The 17,509-nt window shown below is 69.4% G+C and carries 16 protein-coding genes; 4 read left to right on the top strand and 12 right to left on the bottom strand.

Annotation, left to right across the window (positions count from 1 at the left end; translation table 11 throughout):
* The first annotated feature begins 50 nt into the window (after positions 1-50).
* Positions 51-845 carry an SDR family NAD(P)-dependent oxidoreductase gene (locus QO011_RS10450; RefSeq protein WP_307271281.1) on the top strand — a complete coding sequence of 265 codons (795 nt, stop codon included), beginning with the start codon at positions 51-53 and terminating at the stop codon, positions 843-845.
* A 6-nt stretch (positions 846-851) separates the two neighbouring features.
* Here the strand turns inward: QO011_RS10450 and QO011_RS10445 are convergent, their stop codons facing one another.
* The 5 genes from QO011_RS10445 to uxaC all read right to left on the bottom strand — a co-directional run bounded on the left by QO011_RS10445 (position 852) and on the right by uxaC (position 8,287).
* Positions 852-2,291 (bottom strand): cryptochrome/photolyase family protein, encoded by a 1,440-nt coding sequence (locus QO011_RS10445; protein ID WP_307271278.1) that lies wholly within the window; start codon positions 2,289-2,291, stop codon positions 852-854.
* Between the two features lie 139 nt (positions 2,292-2,430).
* A complete protein-coding gene (locus QO011_RS10440; protein ID WP_307271276.1) occupies positions 2,431-4,401 on the bottom strand; it encodes a mechanosensitive ion channel family protein in 1,971 nt (656 codons plus the stop codon).
* Complete coding sequence (locus tag QO011_RS10435) at positions 4,398-5,519, bottom strand: 2Fe-2S iron-sulfur cluster-binding protein (protein WP_307271273.1); 1,122 nt, start codon at positions 5,517-5,519, stop codon at positions 4,398-4,400. The genes QO011_RS10440 and QO011_RS10435 overlap by 4 nt, the downstream gene beginning before the upstream one ends.
* 133 nt (positions 5,520-5,652) lie before the next feature.
* Positions 5,653-6,828 carry an extracellular solute-binding protein gene (locus tag QO011_RS10430; protein ID WP_307271270.1) on the bottom strand — a complete coding sequence of 392 codons (1,176 nt, stop codon included), beginning with the start codon at positions 6,826-6,828 and terminating at the stop codon, positions 5,653-5,655.
* Positions 6,829-6,886: 58 nt separating this feature from the next.
* Positions 6,887-8,287 carry a glucuronate isomerase gene (gene uxaC, locus QO011_RS10425; protein ID WP_307271267.1) on the bottom strand — a complete coding sequence of 467 codons (1,401 nt, stop codon included), beginning with the start codon at positions 8,285-8,287 and terminating at the stop codon, positions 6,887-6,889.
* A gap of 104 nt (positions 8,288-8,391) precedes the next feature.
* Here uxaC and QO011_RS10420 point away from each other — a divergent pair, with 104 nt between their 5' ends.
* The 3 genes from QO011_RS10420 to QO011_RS10410 all read left to right on the top strand — a co-directional run bounded on the left by QO011_RS10420 (position 8,392) and on the right by QO011_RS10410 (position 11,072).
* Positions 8,392-9,123, top strand: coding sequence for a GntR family transcriptional regulator (locus tag QO011_RS10420; protein ID WP_307271265.1), 732 nt, complete (start codon positions 8,392-8,394; stop codon positions 9,121-9,123).
* 128 nt (positions 9,124-9,251) lie between these two features.
* Positions 9,252-10,745 (top strand): sensor domain-containing diguanylate cyclase, encoded by a 1,494-nt coding sequence (locus tag QO011_RS10415; protein ID WP_307271262.1) that lies wholly within the window; start codon positions 9,252-9,254, stop codon positions 10,743-10,745.
* A gap of 81 nt (positions 10,746-10,826) precedes the next feature.
* Positions 10,827-11,072: a FitA-like ribbon-helix-helix domain-containing protein gene (locus QO011_RS10410; RefSeq protein ID WP_307271260.1), complete on the top strand. Its 246-nt coding sequence runs from the start codon at positions 10,827-10,829 to the stop codon at positions 11,070-11,072.
* 39 nt (positions 11,073-11,111) lie between these two features.
* Here QO011_RS10410 and QO011_RS10405 read toward each other — a convergent pair whose 3' ends face one another.
* The 7 genes from QO011_RS10405 to QO011_RS10375 form a co-directional block, all read right to left on the bottom strand.
* Positions 11,112-11,522 (bottom strand): type II toxin-antitoxin system VapC family toxin, encoded by a 411-nt coding sequence (locus tag QO011_RS10405; protein ID WP_307271258.1) that lies wholly within the window; start codon positions 11,520-11,522, stop codon positions 11,112-11,114.
* A 5-nt stretch (positions 11,523-11,527) separates the two neighbouring features.
* On the bottom strand, positions 11,528-11,785 hold the full coding sequence (locus QO011_RS10400; RefSeq protein ID WP_307271254.1) for a type II toxin-antitoxin system Phd/YefM family antitoxin: 258 nt from the start codon (positions 11,783-11,785) through the stop codon (positions 11,528-11,530).
* A 131-nt stretch (positions 11,786-11,916) separates the two neighbouring features.
* Positions 11,917-12,921: a hypothetical protein gene (locus tag QO011_RS10395; RefSeq protein ID WP_307271251.1), complete on the bottom strand. Its 1,005-nt coding sequence runs from the start codon at positions 12,919-12,921 to the stop codon at positions 11,917-11,919.
* A gap of 130 nt (positions 12,922-13,051) precedes the next feature.
* Positions 13,052-14,335, bottom strand: a complete 1,284-nt coding sequence (locus QO011_RS10390; protein ID WP_307271248.1) for an ADP-dependent glucokinase/phosphofructokinase — start codon at positions 14,333-14,335, stop codon at positions 13,052-13,054.
* The gene (locus tag QO011_RS10385; protein ID WP_307271245.1) at positions 14,332-15,177 is read right to left on the bottom strand and encodes a carbohydrate ABC transporter permease; all 846 of its coding nucleotides are present in this window, start codon (positions 15,175-15,177) and stop codon (positions 14,332-14,334) included. Before QO011_RS10385 ends, QO011_RS10390 begins: the two co-directional genes overlap by 4 nt.
* Before the next feature lie 9 nt (positions 15,178-15,186).
* Positions 15,187-16,134 carry a carbohydrate ABC transporter permease gene (locus tag QO011_RS10380; protein ID WP_307271243.1) on the bottom strand — a complete coding sequence of 316 codons (948 nt, stop codon included), beginning with the start codon at positions 16,132-16,134 and terminating at the stop codon, positions 15,187-15,189.
* On the bottom strand, positions 16,134-17,474 hold the full coding sequence (locus QO011_RS10375; protein WP_307271240.1) for an ABC transporter substrate-binding protein: 1,341 nt from the start codon (positions 17,472-17,474) through the stop codon (positions 16,134-16,136). Before QO011_RS10375 ends, QO011_RS10380 begins: the two co-directional genes overlap by 1 nt.
* Positions 17,475-17,509: the final 35 nt, after the last annotated feature.

Raw genomic sequence — 17,509 nt, 5'->3', positions numbered from 1 at the left:
TGGCCGAACGGTATCCAACCTGGACCGAGGCGGCAACCGGGGAATCGACCATGAGGCCTTCGCCGAAGCCGGCCACGCCGCAGGACGGCATCGTCTGGATCACCGGAGCGAGCTCCGGCATCGGCCGGGCCGTGGCCATGGCGCATGCGCGCCGCGGCTGGACGGTCGCGGTGACCGCCCGGCGCGAGGGCGAGCTGGCACGCCTGTCGCAGGAAGCCGCGGCTGCCGGCGGCCGCATCGTCGCCCATCCCGGCGACGTCACCGACGCCGCCGGGATGGCGGCGACCGTGGCGGCGATCGAGCTGGCGCACGGTCCGATCGCCCGGGCCCTGTTCAATGCCGGGCTCTACATTCCGGTGCGGGCCGCGACGCTGGATGCCGCGGCCTATGCCCGCAGCTTCGAGGTCAACGTCATCGGCGTCGCCAACGGCCTTGCCGCCGCGCTGCCGGGGATGCTGGCACGCCGGTGCGGCCAGGTGGCCATCACGGCCTCGGTAGCCGGCTATGGCGGCCTGCCGACCGCCTCGGCCTATGGCGGCAGCAAGGCGGCCCTGATCAACATGGCGGCCGGGCTCAAGCCGGATCTCGACCCGGCCGGCGTGCTGATCCAGGTGATCTGCCCGGGCTTCGTCAGGACGGGCCTGACCGCGGGCGGCGCCTTTCCCAAGCCGTTCCTGATGAACGCCGACCGGGCTGCGCTGCGCATCCTGGCCGGGCTGGAGACGACACGGTTCGAGATCGCCTTTCCCCGGCGCATGGCGCTGATGGTCAAGGCCGCCAACCTGCTGCCCTATCGTGCCTATTTCGCTCTTCTCGCCCGCGGGGCAGGGCGCCTGCGCGGATAGGGCCGATCAGGCCATCGCATCGAGCGAGGCGAGCGCGGCGAGCGCCCGGAGGCGCGCCGCCGCATGGTCGACGACCGGCGCGGGGTAGGAGCTGCCCAGCACGACGCCGGCTTCGGCGAGCACGTCGGCCGGCGCCTGCCACGGCCTGTGGATCCAGGCGTCCGGCAGCCGTGCGAGCTCAGGCACGAAGCGGCGGACATAGGCCCCTTCCGGATCGAATCTCTCGCCCTGCGCGATGGGATTGAAGATACGGAAATAAGGAGCGGCATCCGCGCCGGAACCGGCGACCCATTGCCAGCTCGCCGGATTGCTGGCGGGGTCCGCGTCGACCAGCGTGTCCCAGAACCAGTCCTCGCCGGTGCGCCAGTCGATCAGGAGGTGCTTGACCAGGAAGGACGCAGCCACCATGCGCACGCGATTGTGCATCCATCCGGTCCGCAGCAGCTCCCTCATCCCGGCGTCGACGAGGGGATAGCCGGTCTTGCCGCTGGTCCAGGCCCGCAGCCCGACCTCGTCGTGCCGCCAGGGGAAGGCATCGAAGCGGCGCTGCACATTGACCGCGCGCAGATCCTCGGCGGCGTAGAGCAGATGATAGCAGAACTCGCGCCAACCGAGCTCGCTCAGGAACTTCTCGGCGGCGCGGCCGCTGATCGTGCCGACAGCCTCGGCGTGGCGGATGGCGTGCCAGACCTGGGCCGGCGAGATCTCGCCGAACCGCAGATGCGGCGACAGGCGCGAGGTGGCCCGCTTGTCCGGCTGGTCGCGATGGTCGGCATAGTCTGGGCCGCCGTCGTCCAAGAATTGTGACAGAGCGCCGAGCGCGCCGGCTTCCCCGGGAGTCCAGGACCCGGCGATCGTGCCCGACCAGTCGGGCCTCACCGGCTTCAGGGCCCAATCGTACAGTCGATCGGAGGCGACCGCGGGGAGGCGGGCGAGGGCATCGGCGGCGGACGCGGGACGGCGCGGCTCGCCTCTGGCCAGGACGGCTCGCCAGAATGGCGTGAACACCTTGAACGCGCCGCCGTCTCGTGTCGCGATATCCCATGGCTCGTGCAGCAGGTTGCCGTTGAAGCTCACGGCCTCCACGCCGCTGCGTTGCAGATCGGCCTTGATGGCGGTGTCGGTGGCACGCTCCGCCGCGCCATAGCGCCTGTTCCAGAACACCGCGCCGGCCCCGATCTCGCGCGCCAGCTGCGGCACGACCAGCGCGGCCGGCCCGCGGCGCAGCACCAGGCTCGAGCCGCGCTGCTCCAGCCCGTCTGCCAGCGCGTCGAGGGACTGATGCAGCCACCACCGCGCGGCCGCGCCGGGGCGGCGGTGTCCCGGCGACGCGTCGTCCAGCACGAACAGGCAGACGAGCGGGGCACCGGTCCGGACCGCCGCCGTCAGGGCGGGATTGTCGGCAAGGCGCAGGTCGTCGCGAAACCAGACGATCGACCCAGCCATGACGCCTCGCTGCCCCAGCGCGCCGTGACGCCGGCGCATTCGGCTCTATACGCGCGCCCCGCGCCGAAGGTTGCATCGTCGCGGGAACAAGCCGTCCGGATTCGCCGGCGCGAGGCGATCCGCGAGCCGCCACCCCGCCTCAGGAGGCGGACGGCGCCGGCCTGTCGTCGAAGTCGCCGGCACCGCCGGCGGCCGCGATGTCGTCGATGGCGGCACGCCCGGCCATCTCGACCTTGACGCTGCGCTCGCCGAGCTTGATCCCGGCCTTGTCGAAGGCATCGCGGATGCGGTGATAGGCCTCGCGGCGGATCATGAAGAGATAGGCATTGGGCTTGGCGGTGTACTTGACCCTGAGCACCATCCAATATTCCTCGAACCGGTTGATGCCCTGGCTCTTCAGCGGTTCCAGCATGTTCGGGCCGAGCTCGGGATCGGCCATGATCTCGGCATTGATGCTCTTGATGATCTTCTTGACCAGCGCCAGGTCGGTGTCGAAGGGGATGCGGAACTCCAGCTTGACGATCGACCAGTCGCGGCTCTCGTTGGACAGCGACTTGATCTCGCCGAAGGGCACGGTGTGCAGGGCGCCGCGCTGGTGGCGCAGCCGCAGCGAGCGCAGCGAGATCGCCTCCACCGTGCCCTTGCGCGCACCGACGTCGATATATTCCCCGACGCGGAATGCGTCCTCGATCAGGAAGAACACGCCGGTGATGATGTCGCGCACCAGGGTCTGGGCGCCGAAGCCGATGGCGAGGCCGACGACCCCGGCGCCGGCGAGGAGCGGAGCGATGTTGACGCCGATCGCCGACAGCGCCACCAGCGTCGTCAGCCCGACGAGCACGATCAGCACCGCCGTGCGGATCATCGGCAGCAGGGTGGAGAGGCGCGAGGCCGCCTCGCCGTCGCCCATGCCGGGCGCCAGGCGCAGCTGGCGGTCGATGAAGGTGCGCACCCAGAGCCAAGCGAGATCGCAGAGCAGCACGACCACAAGCACGTTGATCGACTGGTCGATCAGCATCGCGACCGGTCCCTTCGATGAGGCCGGCATCAGCACGTTGACGCGCCAGACCATGAGAATCGCCAGGAAGGCCGCGAGCGCCAGGCAGAATCGGGCAAAGCGGCGGATCACCGGCTCGTAGGCGGTGGCGAGGCTCATGGCGTCCGGCCGGCTTTCCGCTTCGTCGGCATCGGGCCGGTCGCGCAGGAGCGCGTGCAGGATGCCGCCGGCCGCAAAATCGGCGAGGCCGAGGGCGCCGAGGATCAGGCCGGTCCACACCGCCTGATAAGCGCCGGCGATCCAGGCGAGCATGCCGGCGACGAGCACGGCGGCCGCAGCGAAGGGCAGGAGGTCGGCGAGGCTGCGGCCCTGCGCCGGCCGCGCGCGACGGCGCGCCCGCGACCAGGCAGACAGGGCGACGAGCAGGGCGAGGCCGGTCGCGACCCCGGCGAGAGCGATGGTGATCTCGGCGGCATGCGGCGCGGCCATGACCTCCCCGAGCAGCCGGCTGGCGGCATAGCCGAGGCAGGCGGTCACCGCGACCGCCATGACATGGGCATGGACCCGCCGCGCCGTGGAGTCGGGCCAGGGCCAGACCCGTCGCGACGCGGCGCGCGGCGAGAGCAGGAGGTCGGCCAGGAGCCCAGCGCCGCGCAGCACCGCCAGGGCAGTGGCCACGATGGCAGCCGTCGCGGTCACCACCGGCGGCCACGTCATCATCGTGGTGACGCCGAAGGCGGCACCGGTGGACAGCGCCACCCCGAACAGGCGCAAGGCGAATTGCTCCACCGCGATCAGGGCGCGCTGGCGGGGCGCAGCGGCCGGCACGGCCTGCAGCGCGCGCAGGGCCGGTGCGGCGTAGCACCAGAACAGCAGCTCGCAGCTCGCCGCGATCATCAGCAGCACCAGGAGCAGCGTGACGGCGCGCAGGAGGTCGCCGCTCCACCAGGCCGCGGAAAAGCGCTCCGACAGCGCCGTCCAGTCGCCCGGCGCCGATTGCAGGTCGGCGACGAGGCCGTCGAGCACCGGCGCGGAGGAGCCGTCCTGCGCAACGGCCAGGGGCATGCCGAGGCCGAGCAGGGCGAGCGGGAGGACGGTGGTTCCCGCCCTCACGAGACGGCCTCTGTTCCGCCGGAGGGCAGGGCTTCGCCGCGCGCGGCGGCGTCGGCGATCTCCACCGGCACCAGCCGCTCCAATGTGAAGGACACCGGCCGCAGAATGGTCGCCCGGCAGGCGAGGCGCACTGCGTCGCCGGCATGCAGATGCCGCAGCAGGTGCATCTCGTCGGCGGAAGGGGGCGACAGCACACCCGGCGGCGCCGTGATCCGCACCCGGCATGTGCCGCAGCGCGCATGGCCCGAGCACACCGCCGAATGCGGCACATGATGGCGGCGGCTGGCGTCCAGCAGGGTCGATCCCACCGCTGCCGTCACGATCGGGCCGTCGACATAGCGGATCGACGCCGCCGTGGCCGCGGCGAACCGGGACCGCAGCACGCGCCAGGCCCCAGGCGCGAGGGTGACGGCCACCACCAGCGCATAGGCGACGAGGAGGCCGTGCTGCCAGGCCAGCAGCGTTGGCGCCACCGGTGCGCCCTTCTGCGCCGCCTCGTGCACCATGGCCTTGAAGGCGGCATCGTTGCTCAGCCGGGCCAGCACCTCGTCACCGGCATGCACGAAGCCGAGCAGGGCCAGGATCGGCAGGGCGAAGACCGGGGGATAGGCGAAGGCGGCGATCCGCGGCCACCAGGGCCTGAGGTTCAGCCAGGACAGCATGCCGATGCAGCCGTGCGCCCAGACCACCGCCACCAGGAAGACCTGCTGCAAGCCGTAATTAGGCGCCCATTTCCAGTAGACGGTGAGGATCCAGGAGTAGCCCGGCTGGAAATCGGCGAGCAGGCCGGCGACCCGCGTCGCCAGCAGGTGCGCCGCCAGCAGAGCCGGGATCAGCAGCCCGAAGGCGATCTGCGCGAAGTCCTTGCGGGTGAGGGTGAGGCGCGGGCGGCGCAGGATCGAGAGGATGCCGAGGCCGGCATGCACGACGAGCGCGCCATAGAGCAGCACCTGGCCGGGCAGGGTGAGCCAGGGCCGCATCAGCACGACGCGCCAGTCCTCCATGGTCTGCAGCGAGACCAGGCCGAGCGCGGCGTTGACGAGATGCCCGGCGACGAAGGTCATCAGCACCAGGCCGCTGACCAGTCGCAGCTTCGACAGGAGAACGCTGTTCCGCATGAACCGGGTCGCGATCGGCGCGTGAGAAGAATCCTATCCTATACGGGTTTTCTCCAACGTTCGATTGCAACCTGCATGCGGAATCCTGCGCTCCCCCGTCCGGTCGTTCCTGCCCGGCGCGATATCGGTCCGCTCACCCCTTGCCGGCGCCGATGCGCTCGTCCCACAGCTTGAAGGCGGCGACCATCGGCTTCGTCTCGAGCGGCACCTCCAGCGGCGCCTCCGCGATCCATTTTTCGTATTGCGGGCGGCCGAACTCCTTGATGGCGTCCTGGCTCTCCTGCGGCGCCATGTCGATGGTGACGTCCTTCACCGCCGGGCCGGGGTAGAAATAGCCCTTGTCGAAGGCAAAGGCCTGTTGCTCCTTCTGCAGCAGGAAGCTCATGAGGTCGAGCAGCACCGCGAGCCTCTCCTCGGGAATGCCCTTGGGCACCACCATGTAGTGGGCGTCGGTCACCCAGTGGAAGCCCTTCAGCGTGCCGACCTCGGCCTCCTGCGGCACGGTGCCGAGCACCCGGGGGTTGATGTCCCAGCCGGTGGTGGAGATGACGATGTCGCGCGTGCCCTCGCCGAATTCCTTCATCGTCGCCGCCGTGCCGGCGGGATAATATTCGATCGTCTCGCCCAGCGCCTTGAGGTAATCCCAGGTCTTGGCCCAGCCGTTGACGGGATCGCGCGGATCGCTGTCGCCGAGGAGATAGGGCAGGCCCATCAGCCAGGTGCGGCCCGGCCCCGAATTGGCCGGCCGGGCGTAGATCAGCTTACCCTTGTTCTGCCTGGCCCAGTCGAGCAGCTCCTGGGTCGAGGCCGGCGGCGTCTTGACCCGGTCCGGCATGTATTCGATCAGCGGGCCGGAGGGATAATAGCTGACGCAGACGCCGTGGTCCTTGGCGATGGCCTGCATCTTCGCCGCCTGCGGCAGGTAGATCTCGTCGAGCTTGGGCAGGGCGCCGGCATGCGGCTTGAGGTCGATCCACAGACCCTGCTCCAGGCCGGCCGACAAGACGTCGGTGCCGGTCAGCACCAGGTCGATATCGCTGCGGCCGGCATCCTGCTGGGCCTTGATCTTGCCCGGCAGCTCCGGCGCCGGCGCCTTGGAGAAGACGAAGCGCTCGACGACATTGGGCTTGGCCGCCCGGTAGCGCTCGATCGCGTCCTGGGTCAGGGCGAGGTTGCCGGCGACGTCGACGATCGAGATGGTCACGGGACTCGCCGGCAGGGCGAGGCCGGCGAGGGCGTTGTTGCGCGAGGCAGCCAGCCCGGCGAGGCCGGCGACACCGCCGACGAAGCTTCTGCGTGTGATGGTCATGCGTTCCTCCTTGCATGGCCGTTCGGCCTTCATGGTCGCGGCTCTTGGCGGCCGCCGGTCACAGGCGATAGGCGTCCTTGACGAGGCCGTGGGTCAGGGCGTGCGCGACCTCGTGTGCTTCGTCCTCGTCGAGGCGATGGTCGGCCACCAGCCGCGCCAGGAAAGCGCAGTCGGCTCGGCGCGCCATGTCGTGGCGTGCGGGAATAGAGAGATAGGCCCGGGTGTCGTCGTTGAAGCCGACCGTGTTGTAGAAGCCGGCGGTCTCGGTGGTCAGCTCGCGGAAGCGGCGGATGCCCTCGGGGCTGTCGAAGAACCACCAGGGCGGGCCGAGCCGCAGGCAGGGATAATGGCCGGCGAGCGGCGCCAGCTCCCGGCCGTAGGCGGTTTCGTCCAGCGTGAACAGGATCAGGGTCAGGTGCGGATCGTTGCCGACGATGTCGAGCAGGGGCTTCAGTGCCTGGACGTAGTCTGTGGGCGTCGGGATGTCGGCGCCCATGTCCGGACCGAAGCGGTCGAGCAGGCCGGGATTGTGGTTGCGCCAGGAGCCCGGATGGATCTGCATGACGAGCCCGTCCTCCAGGCTCATGCGGGCCATCTCCGTCAGCATCTGGGCGCGGAACAGCTCGGCGTCCGCCGCCGACACGGGCGGACGCAGCACCCGCTCGAACAGCGCCCGGGCTGAGGCCGTGTCGAGCGCCGCCGTCCGCGCCGTGGGATGGCCGTGGTCCGTGGCGGTGGCGCCGTGCGCGCGAAAATGGGCGCGGCGGACCCGGTGCGCATCGAGATAACCCTCCCAGGTCGCCGGCGCCTGGCAGAGCGCCAGCAGGCGCTCGACATTGTCACGGAAATCCGTGCGTGCGGGATCGACGACGGCGTCCGGACGATAGGTCGGGATCACCCTTCCGTGCCAGCCCGATGCGCGAATCTCGGCATGCCAGGCGAGGTCGTCGAGCGCCGCATCCGTGGTGGCGATCGCCGCGATGTCGAAGCGGTCATAGAGCGCGCGCGGGCGGAATTCGGGCTTGGCGAGCGCCTCGGCGATGGTGTCGTGGATGCGGTCGGCATTGGCCTCGCCGAGCCGCTCCTCGATGCCGAACATCTGCTCCAGCGCATGTTCGAACCACAGCCGCGTCGGCGTGCCGCGGAAGAGATGCCAGTGCCGGGCGAAGATGCGCCAGATCCGGCGCCCGTCCGTCTCGACCCGCGTCCCGTCGCGGGTCGGGATGCCGAGGTCTTCCAGGCGCACGCCCTGCGAATGGAGCATGCGGAAGACATAGTGGTCGGGCTTGACGAACAGGGTGGCGGGATCGGGGAAAGCCTCGTCCGTCGCGTACCAGCGCGGATCGGTGTGGCCGTGCGGCGACAGGATCGGCAGGCCGGCGACGGCGTCATAGAGGCGCCGCGCGATGGCGCGGGTGGCCGGCTCGGTCGGCAGCAGCCTGTCGGGATGGAGAGCCATGATGCGCCGTCTCCCGGGGGGCGGGCAGGTCTTTCGCCGCGCCGGTTGCCTTGGCCGGCACTATAAATTGATATATTAGGGTGTCAATTTCGGCGAGACGGCTGATGAGCGAGGCGATCGCGACGGCGCAGAGCGTGACGGGCGGGCAGGCGGCGCCATCCGGACCGCGCGGCGGGGTGCGCCGCCTCACCACGGCCGCGGCGATCCATGCGGAGCTGCGCGAAGGGATCGTCTCGATGCGCCTGCTGCCGGGCGCGGCGCTGCAGGAGAAGCGGCTGACCCAGCACTTCGCCGTCAGCCGCACGCCGCTGCGCGAAGCCCTGATCCGTTTGGCCGAGGAGGGCCTGGTCGACATCTTTCCGCAGTCCGGCACGTTCGTGTCGCGCATTCCGGTCGCCGCCATCCCGGAGGCCGTGGTCATCCGCCAGGCGCTGGAGGACACCACGATCGCCCGCGCCGCGGCCGGCGCCGGTCCGGCCGAGCTCGCGCGCCTCGACGCCATCCTGTCCTGGCAGCGCCACCTCGCCGAGGCCGGCGACCAGCGGGCCTTCCACGAAGCCGACGAATCCTTCCACGAGACCATCGCCGCCATTGCCGGCTACCCCGGCATCTGGCGGCTCCTGACGCAGGTCAAGACCCAGATCGACCGTGCCCGGCGCCTCACGCTGCCCGTGCCCGGCCGCATGGCGCATGTCGTCGGAGACCATGCCGTGATCCGCGATGCGATCGCCGCGCATGACGTCGAGGCCGCGCGTGCGGCGATGCGGCATCATCTCAGCGCCGTGATCCCGGACGTCGAGACCCTGCGCCTGCAGCATCCCGACTATTTCGCCTGACGGGCGGGCGGCGGCCGCGAGCGCGCGGCGTTGATTGCGGGATGCCGCAAAATGAGCTTCTTAGGTTTGCAGGGCAGAATCGATCCTCCGCCTGTCTTCTCCGCCGACCTAGCTCTTGGAGGCGCGCCATGCCCTCTCCGGACGATGCGACCGCCACGACGCCGGACGACCGCGACGACGCCAACATGTTCGACCTGGCGCCCGTCTCCCTGTGGGTCGAGGACTATAGTGGCCTCAAGCGCCTGCTCGATGAGTGGCGGGCGGCCGGCGTCACCGACCTGCGTGGCCATCTCCTTGCCGATCCCACGCGCATCAAGGCCTGCGCCGACCGCATCCGCGTCCTCAAGGTCAATCGCAGGACCCTGTCGCTGTTCGAGGCCAGGGATTTCGATCATCTCGTCGCCGATCTCGGCACGGTGTTCCGCGACGACATGCTGATGACCCATCTCGACGAGCTGGTGCAGCTGTGGGAGGGGCGGTGCGAATTCTCCAGCCACACCGTCAACTACACGCTCACCGGCCGCCGCCTCGACATCCAGCTCAAGGGCAGCGTGCTGCCGGGCCATGAGGAGACCTGGTCGCGCGTGCTCGTCGCGGTCGAGGACGTCACCGAGCGTGAGACGGCCCGCCGCCGGCTCGCCGCCGCCGAGGCCTATGCCCGCGGCCTGTTCCACCATTCGCCGGTGTCGCTGTGGGTCGAGGATTTCAGCGCCATCAAACGCCTGATGGACGATCTGCGTGAGCGCGGCATCGTCGATTTCCGCACCTTCACCGACGTGCATCCCGAGTTCGTCGCCCGCTGCATGAGCGAGATCCGCGTGGTCGACGTCAACCGCCACACGCTCGACCTGTTCTGCGCCGCCGACAAGGACGGGCTGCTCCTGCGTCTGCGCGACGTCTTCCGGGACGGCATGCAGCAGCATTTCCGTGAGCAGCTGATCGATCTGTGGCAGGGCAGGCTGTTCCAGCAGCGCGAGGTGATCAACTATTCCCTGGCCGGCGACGAGCTGCATCTCCACCTGCAGTTCTCGGTCTTTCCCGGCCACGAGCGGGACTGGGCCCTGGTGCAGGTGGCTCTCACCGACATCACCGCCCGCAAGAAGGCCGAGGCCTATCTGGAGTATCTCGGCAAGCACGACGTGCTGACCAAGCTCTATAACCGGTCCTTCTATGTCGACGAGCTCAACCGCCTGGAGCGCAAGGGCTCCTCGCCGATCACCATCATCATGGCCGACCTCAACGGGCTCAAGGCGGCCAATGACCAGCTCGGCCACGCCGCCGGCGACGAGATGCTGCGCCGGGCCGGCGAGATCCTGGGCAAGCTGGTGGACAAGCCGGGCCACGCCGCCCGCATCGGCGGCGACGAGTTCGCCATCCTGCTGCCCGCCGTCGATGAGCGGGGGGCGGAGCTGGTGATGGAGGACATCGAGCAGCTGGTCGAGCTCAACAACCAGTTCTACACCGGCACCCCGCTCAGCTTTGCGCTCGGCGCCGCCACCAGCCTCCCCGGCGAACGTCTGGAGCAGGTGATCAAGCGGGCGGATGCCCGCATGTACGAGGCCAAGCGCGCCTACTATGCCGACGACGCCCACGACCGCCGCCGCAGCCTCGCTGCCGAATAGACGAAGGATCTCGGGGTCAGATATTGATATCAAACGGAACCGTACGATATCATTGATGCGGAATAGCAGGGGCTGATATCAATGCCTGCCGTCACCATCAGAAATTTGCCTGAGGCGACTCACCGCGCACTCAAGCTCCGAGCGGCCCAGCACGGCCGGAGCACGGAAGCGGAAATCCGGGACATCCTCGAGAATGCCGTGCGTTCGCAGGATCGGGTCAAGCTCGGCATGCTCCTGGCCGAGATCGGCCGTCGCGCCGGCCTGCGTGATGATGATCTGGCGTTCGATCGCCACAAGGCCCCAGCCGAGCCGGTGCGCTTTGAATGATTCTCCTCGATACCAATGTGGTCTCCGAGGCGATGATGTTCACGGCGAGGCGACGAATGGATTGAAGGTCCGAACGCCGAACGGGTCAAAGTCTCGGACGTTCCGGGTTGCAACGATGAGATCGTGCACCTGTGCCGTCGCCGCGATCATCGCGTCCTCGACCAGATGATCGGATCGGCGATGCATGAGCCGTCCCCAGCAGCGGAATGCGCGAGCGTCCATCGGCAGGACATTGAATGTTGCTGCGACCTGCTCCAGCCAGGCCTCGATTTCGGTGGCTTTGCCGCCGTCCTGCTCCCGAGCTATCTCGATTCCCGCCTGTATCTCGCCGATGGTCACCGCAGAGAGGTGAAGATCGGCGTCATCGATGCCTTGGAGCCATTTCAGCACCGCTCCGTGCGGACGCAGGCGGCGAAGTTCGGAAACGACATTCGTGTCCAGAAGGTACACCGCCGTCACTCGACGTTGCCGGGAGGGCGGCGATGCAGGCGGCCGCGCTGCGGCAGGGGCATGTCGCCGCGCGGCGTTTGCGCCAGCAACAGATCTTTCAGCGTCGGGCGGGCGGACTGCTGCAGGCGATGCCAATCCTGGATCGGAACCAGCACCGCCGTATCCGCTCCGCGCTTCGTCACCAACTGAGGACCTTCTCTCAGGCAAGTGTCGAGGAGCTCGCTGAAGCGAGCCTTGGCGTCCTGGACCGGCCAACTCTTCATCGGTGTTTCGTTCGCCTGAAATGTCTAGTCAAATAACTAGTCATTTTGGGCGTCGACAGCAAGACGCACGTCCGCCTCCCCACGAGGCTGTTCACGGGGAGGCGGATCAACTCCACCCAGTCCGGACGCCGTCAGGCCGACGCGGCCGGCTTCAGCACCGCCTCCGTGACCTGGCTGTCGTCCTCCAGAGCGCGCACCGGCGGGATGTCCTTGTCGCGCAGCACGCCGTGATAGGCCTGCACCGCCTCCAGCGGCTTCATCTCGCCGTCGGCGACCGCCCGCATGAAGCGCACGATGTCGAGCTGGCTCTCCGCCAGGTTGATCTTGCGGCCGAACAGGGCAACGCGGGCGCCGTACTTCTCCGCCTGGTAGAGCAGCTCGAACGTGTCGCGGGTCGTGCCGGCGCCACCGCCGAGCACGCCGACGACCAGCCCCGGATCGTAGGACACCAGCTCGTCCAGCGCCTTCGCTCCGTTGTAGGGATATTTCAGGAATTGCGGCCGGTCGCGCTTCAGGACACCGGAGAGGCAGCGGGCGAGGCAATCATTGACGAAGTGCGGGATCGCCTCCGCAGGCAGGCCGCAATCGATGTTCGGGTTGAACACTTCCAGGAAGTAGCGGATGCCGTTGGCGGCCGCGTCCTCGCGGAAGGCGGTGAAGGCTTCCAGCGAGCGCAGGTCCGCATCGAGGTCGTTGACGAAGGTCACGGAATAGAGGCCGAGATCGCCGATGCCGGCCTCGGCGATGCGCTTCAGCGACGGGGTGCGGAACGGGCGCGAGGGCCCGAGCTTGCCGTAGCCGTTCGGCCGCGCGCCCCAGATGTCGGTGGTGTCGTTGGCGCGGAACGCCGGCTCGATGGCGCTGCCCTTGAAGGCGCCGGCCTCCTGCAGGAGCTCCAGGTTCGAGGCCGAGACCAGCATGATGTCGAGCAGGTCCTGGCGGATCAGCGCGGTGATCTGCTCCAGGAACTCGGCACGGGTGCGAAAGCGCGTGACGCTGCCGTCCGAGCCGCGCAGCGGGCCGGTTGCCGGGATCGGGTTGGACATGTCGCCGTCCTTGGCGTCGGCGATGATGAAATCGCCCTTGCGGTAATTGCCGGCTCTGATGCGGGCGAGCTTGTCGTCCATGCGGGTCATCGGGCGCTCCTTGGTCCTGGGTGCCTTGGGGGGTGGGGGGGCGGAAGACGACCGGCAGGGCGGTCGTGTCGGGGGAAGGCAAAGGTTTCGCCGATGCGTCGTGGGCTGGTCACGGCCATGGGCCCTCTCCTCATGCGGGAAGCGGGAAGGGGCCGGCCGCCGCGTCGAGCCCGGCGAGGATCGGCTGGTGTTGCGGCTGGCAGTGCACCAGCATGGTGCCGGCGGTGAAGGTGTCGCCGAGGCCGATGGTGGAGCGTGGCTGCGCGAGATAGGGGGCAGGGCAGGCGACGAAGCTCCAGCCGTCGCGCCGTTCCACGAGCGGCACCGGCGGCGGCAGGAAGGCCGCGTCGTCCGTGGCCTTCGGGGCGCCGACGGGGCGCCCCGCCTGCGCCCGGGCCGAGGCGAGCAGGCAGCCTGCCGCCAGCGCGTCACGCTCGATGTCGGGATCGCCGCACGTCGCCGCCAGCGCCCATTCGTCCGCATGCATGACCGCGCGTCGCGCCCCGAGCTTCCAGGCCAGGGCGGCCAAGGCCTCCCGCTCGTCGACGCCGGGCATCAGCGAGCGCAGCTCGCTGCGGTTCATGCCCACGGAGGTGACGCTGCCGGCGAGACGCTCCAGCACGGCCTCCCGCGTGCCGGGCATGGCGAATTCGCCGAGCTCGAGATGGACGAGGCCGATGCCGGCCGCGCGCCATTCCGCCGCTGCATCCGCCAGCTCGTCCAGCGCCGCCTCCAGCGGGCCGGGCGGCACGGCATTGGGCCCCGACAGCAGCGCTGCGCCGGCGCCAGCACCGTGGCCGCGGCCATAGGCCCGGAAGGCCGCATCGCGCTCGATGTCCTCGTCGGCGAAGCGGACGATGATGCGGGTCGAGCGCGTCGGGACAAGGCCGGGCAGGGGCCGGCCGGCCGTATACTCGACGATGTAGTGAGCCGGCTTGCCTTCACCCTCCGGTGCCGTCTCGCCGGCTCGCCGCAGCTTGCCGTCGCCGTCGGCGAGCCATGTCGCCGGATCGAGCACCGCGAGCTGGTCGGCGCTGCGGTCGCCCAGCGCGATGATCGCCGGCGCGCCGAGCCGGGCCAGGGCCCAGGCGGCCTGCGCCGCGGTGCCGCCGAGAGCGCTGCCTTGCGCCAGCGGGGCGAGGAAGGCCGGGCCGGCCGGCCAGTCCACCAGGATCTCGCCGCCGCGGCCGGCTGCGGCCCGCGTCATCAGCGCCTCGAGGAAGCGTCGTGCCGGTGCCTCGGGGTGCTCTGCAAGACGCGGCGCGATCTCGTGCAGGTCGAGCAGCTTGTCGACGCAGGCGGCGAAGCCGGCCAGCAGCGGCCTCGCCGCGGCGGCGAGGCGTGGCACCTCCGCTGCAAGACGCGCATAGGCCTCGCGCCAGGTGTCCTCGAAAGCGGCGGATGTGCGCGTCATTCCTTGACCGCTCCCTGGGTCAGGCCCGCGATGATGTAGCGCTGGAAGGCCAGCACCAGGGCGACGAGCGGCACGGTGACGACCACCGACGCGGCGGCGACGTCGCCCCAGGGCACGTAGAACAGGTTGGTGAAGTTGGCGATGCCGACCGGGATGGTCTGGCGCGCAGCGCCGGAGGTGAAGGCGAGCGCGAACATGAATTCGTTCCACGCCATGATGAAGGCGAGGAGCCCGGTGGTGACGAAGCCGGGCAGGGACATCGGCACGATCACCGAGACGAGGAGGCGCAGCGGGCCGGCGCCGTCGATGATGGCGGCTTCGTCGATCTCGCGGGGGATAGTCTCGAAATAGCCGAACAGCACCCAGATCACCAGCGGCAGCCCGAGCGCGAGATAGATGATGATCAGCACCGTGTAGGTGTTCATCAGCCCGATCGACGAGGCGATCAGGTAGAGCGGCGCCACGATGGCGATCTGCGGGAACATCGACACCGACAGGATCAGGCCGAGGATGCCGAACCGGTTGGCGAGCCGGAACCGCGACAGGGCGAAGGCGGCGAGCGCGCCGATGACGAGGCAGGAGAGCGCCGTGGCGCCGGCGACGATCAGCGAGTTGACGATGTAGAGGTGGAACTGCTTCTCCACGAAGATGTTGCGGAAATGGTCGAGCGTCCCCGGCCAGGGGATCAGGCTCGGCGTCGGCGCGGTGAGGAGGCGGTCCTCCTGGAAGCTGGTCGAGATCTGCCAGAGGAAGGGCGCCGCCGACCAGACGACGATCAGGGCCGCCGCCACGTGGAGGGCAGCGCGGGAGAGGAGGGCACGAGCCCGGAGGGATGCGGCCATGGTCGCGCCTCACCCGTTGGCCTGCCGCATGCGGCGGACGATGTAGATGCCGAACCCGGCGGCGAGCACCGCCTCGGTCAGGAACATGGCGCTCGCAAGCGCGCTGCCGTAGCCGAACTGCAGGCCGGAAAACAGCGTCTTGTAGGTGAGTGTCGAGAGCACCTCGGTGGAATCGGCCGGGCCACCGCCGGTCAAGACATAGACGAGGTCGAAGATGCGGAAGGCGTCGAGGGCACGGAACATGCCGGCGATCAGCAGGGTGGGAAGCAGCAGGGGCAGCCGCACGTGCCAGAAGGCCTGCCAGGGGCCGGCGCCGTCGATGCGCGCCGCCTCGACCAGGGAATGCGGGATGGTCTGCAGGCCGGCCAGCAGCAGGAGCGCCATGAAGGGCGCGGTCTTCCAGACGTCGGCCGCGATGATCGAGGCGAAGGCGGTATCGGGCGAGCCGTACCAGTTGACGTAGTCGGAGATCAGCCCCGCCTGCACGAGCAGCCAGTTGATCACGCCATGCTGGCCGTCGAACAGCCAGCCGAACATCTTGGAGGTCACCACCGTCGGGATGGCCCAGGGGATCAGCATGGCGGCGCGCACGGCGCCGCGGCCGCGGAACGGCTCGTAGAGCACCAGCGCCATGCCGAGGCCCAGCAGCGTCTCCAGGAGGGTCGAAGCGGCTGTGAAGGCGAGCGTGTGCTGCCAGGCCGACCAGAACTGGTCGTCCTCGGCCAGCGCCGCATAGTTGGCCAGGCCGACGAAATTGTCGTCCTGGGTCGAGAGCAGCGTATCGCGGAGCGACAGCCGGACCCCGTCGAGGATCGGGTAGACCGAGACCGAGGCGAGGGCGACGGCAGCCGGAACGAGGAAGAGGAGAGGGGTGAAGCGACCGCTCCAGCCCCTGCGCACCTCCTGCGCGCTCCGTTTCCGCAGCGCCCGCTCCGGGACGGGGACCGACTGGGCCATCAGGCGACGATCTGCTCGAGCTTGCGCCTGGCCTCGCCGAGCGCCTCGGCGACGTTGCCGTGGGTCACGGCCTTGGACACCGCCGATTGCAGCGCCAGCGTCACCTGGGCGTATTTCGGGGTGACCGGCCGCGCCGTCGCGCCGACGAAGACCGGCTTCAGCGTCTGCATGAACGGCTGGGCCTTGCCGAGCTCGGCGGAATCGAACACGCCCGGCCGGCTCGGCGCGAGTCCGAGCTCGACGGCGAAGCGCAGCTGCGTCTCCGGGCTCGACAGCCATTTCAGGAACTCGATCGCCGCGTCGCGGTTCTTTGTCGCGGCATTGACGCCGTACTGGTAGCCGCCGAGGCACGCCGCGCTCTTGCCCTTGGCGAAGTGCGGCAGCGGCGCGACGCCGACCTTGCCGGCGATGGAGGACGACTTCGGATCCTCGGCGATGGGATGGACATAGGACCAGTTGCGCAGGAAGGCCGCGTCGCCGCCGGTGAAGGGCGCACGCGAGGGCTCCTCGTCCCAGCTGCGCACGTCCGGCGGGCTGATCTTGTGCTTGGCGATGGTGTCGTACATGAACTGCACCGCCTCGACCGCGGCCGGCTTGGTGATCTCGACCGTCTTGCCGTCCGGCCCGAGGATGGCGCCGCCGTTGGAGGTGACGAACTCGACGAGGTCGCAGATCAGCACCTCGGCCTGCTTGGCCTGCCAGGAAAAGCCGATCTTGGCCTTGCCGGCTTTCATCAGGGCCTGCGCGGCGGCGACGAGCTGGTCCCACGTCTCGGGAACGCCGGCGCCGATCTCCTTCAGGAGGTCGGTGCGATAGTAGAGCATGCCGGAATCGACGAACCAGGGCAGGGCGGTGAGCTTGCCGTTCCAGCGGCAGGCCGCCAGCACGCCCGGGAAGTACTGGCCCGCCTCGTCGGCGGAAACGTACTCGTCGAGCGGCAGCGCCCAGCCGGCGCCGGCGAACTCGGCGATCCAGACCACGTCCTGCGTGAACACGTCCGGCGTGCCGTCCTTCTTGGCCAGGCGCTGCACCAGCCCCTGATGCACCTCGGTCGAGGCGCTGGGCGGCGGCAGCTCGTCGTACTTGACCAGGATCTTGCCCTGCGACTGGTTGAAGGCCTCGACGACCTGCGCCACGGTGCTCTTGCCGAAGAACTTGGCGCTGGCGAAGGAAATCTCCGTCCTGTCCGCGGCCTGCGCCACCTCGATATGGCGCAGCACGGCCGGCGCGGCGAGCAGGCCGCCGGCGGCCAGCGCGGTCGCCTTCAGGAACTGGCGCCGTGCGATGCGATGCGCGGGCTTCCACGCGGTCTTCGACTCCCGATCGTTGCTATCCGACATGCGTTTTCTCCCGTGATTGGGCCGCCCCCTCTTCT

Source organism: Labrys wisconsinensis (assembly GCF_030814995.1).
Lineage (GTDB): Bacteria > Pseudomonadota > Alphaproteobacteria > Rhizobiales > Labraceae > Labrys > Labrys wisconsinensis.
Note: the sequence above shows the minus strand (reverse complement) of the source record. Positions and strands in the feature narration are given on the sequence as shown.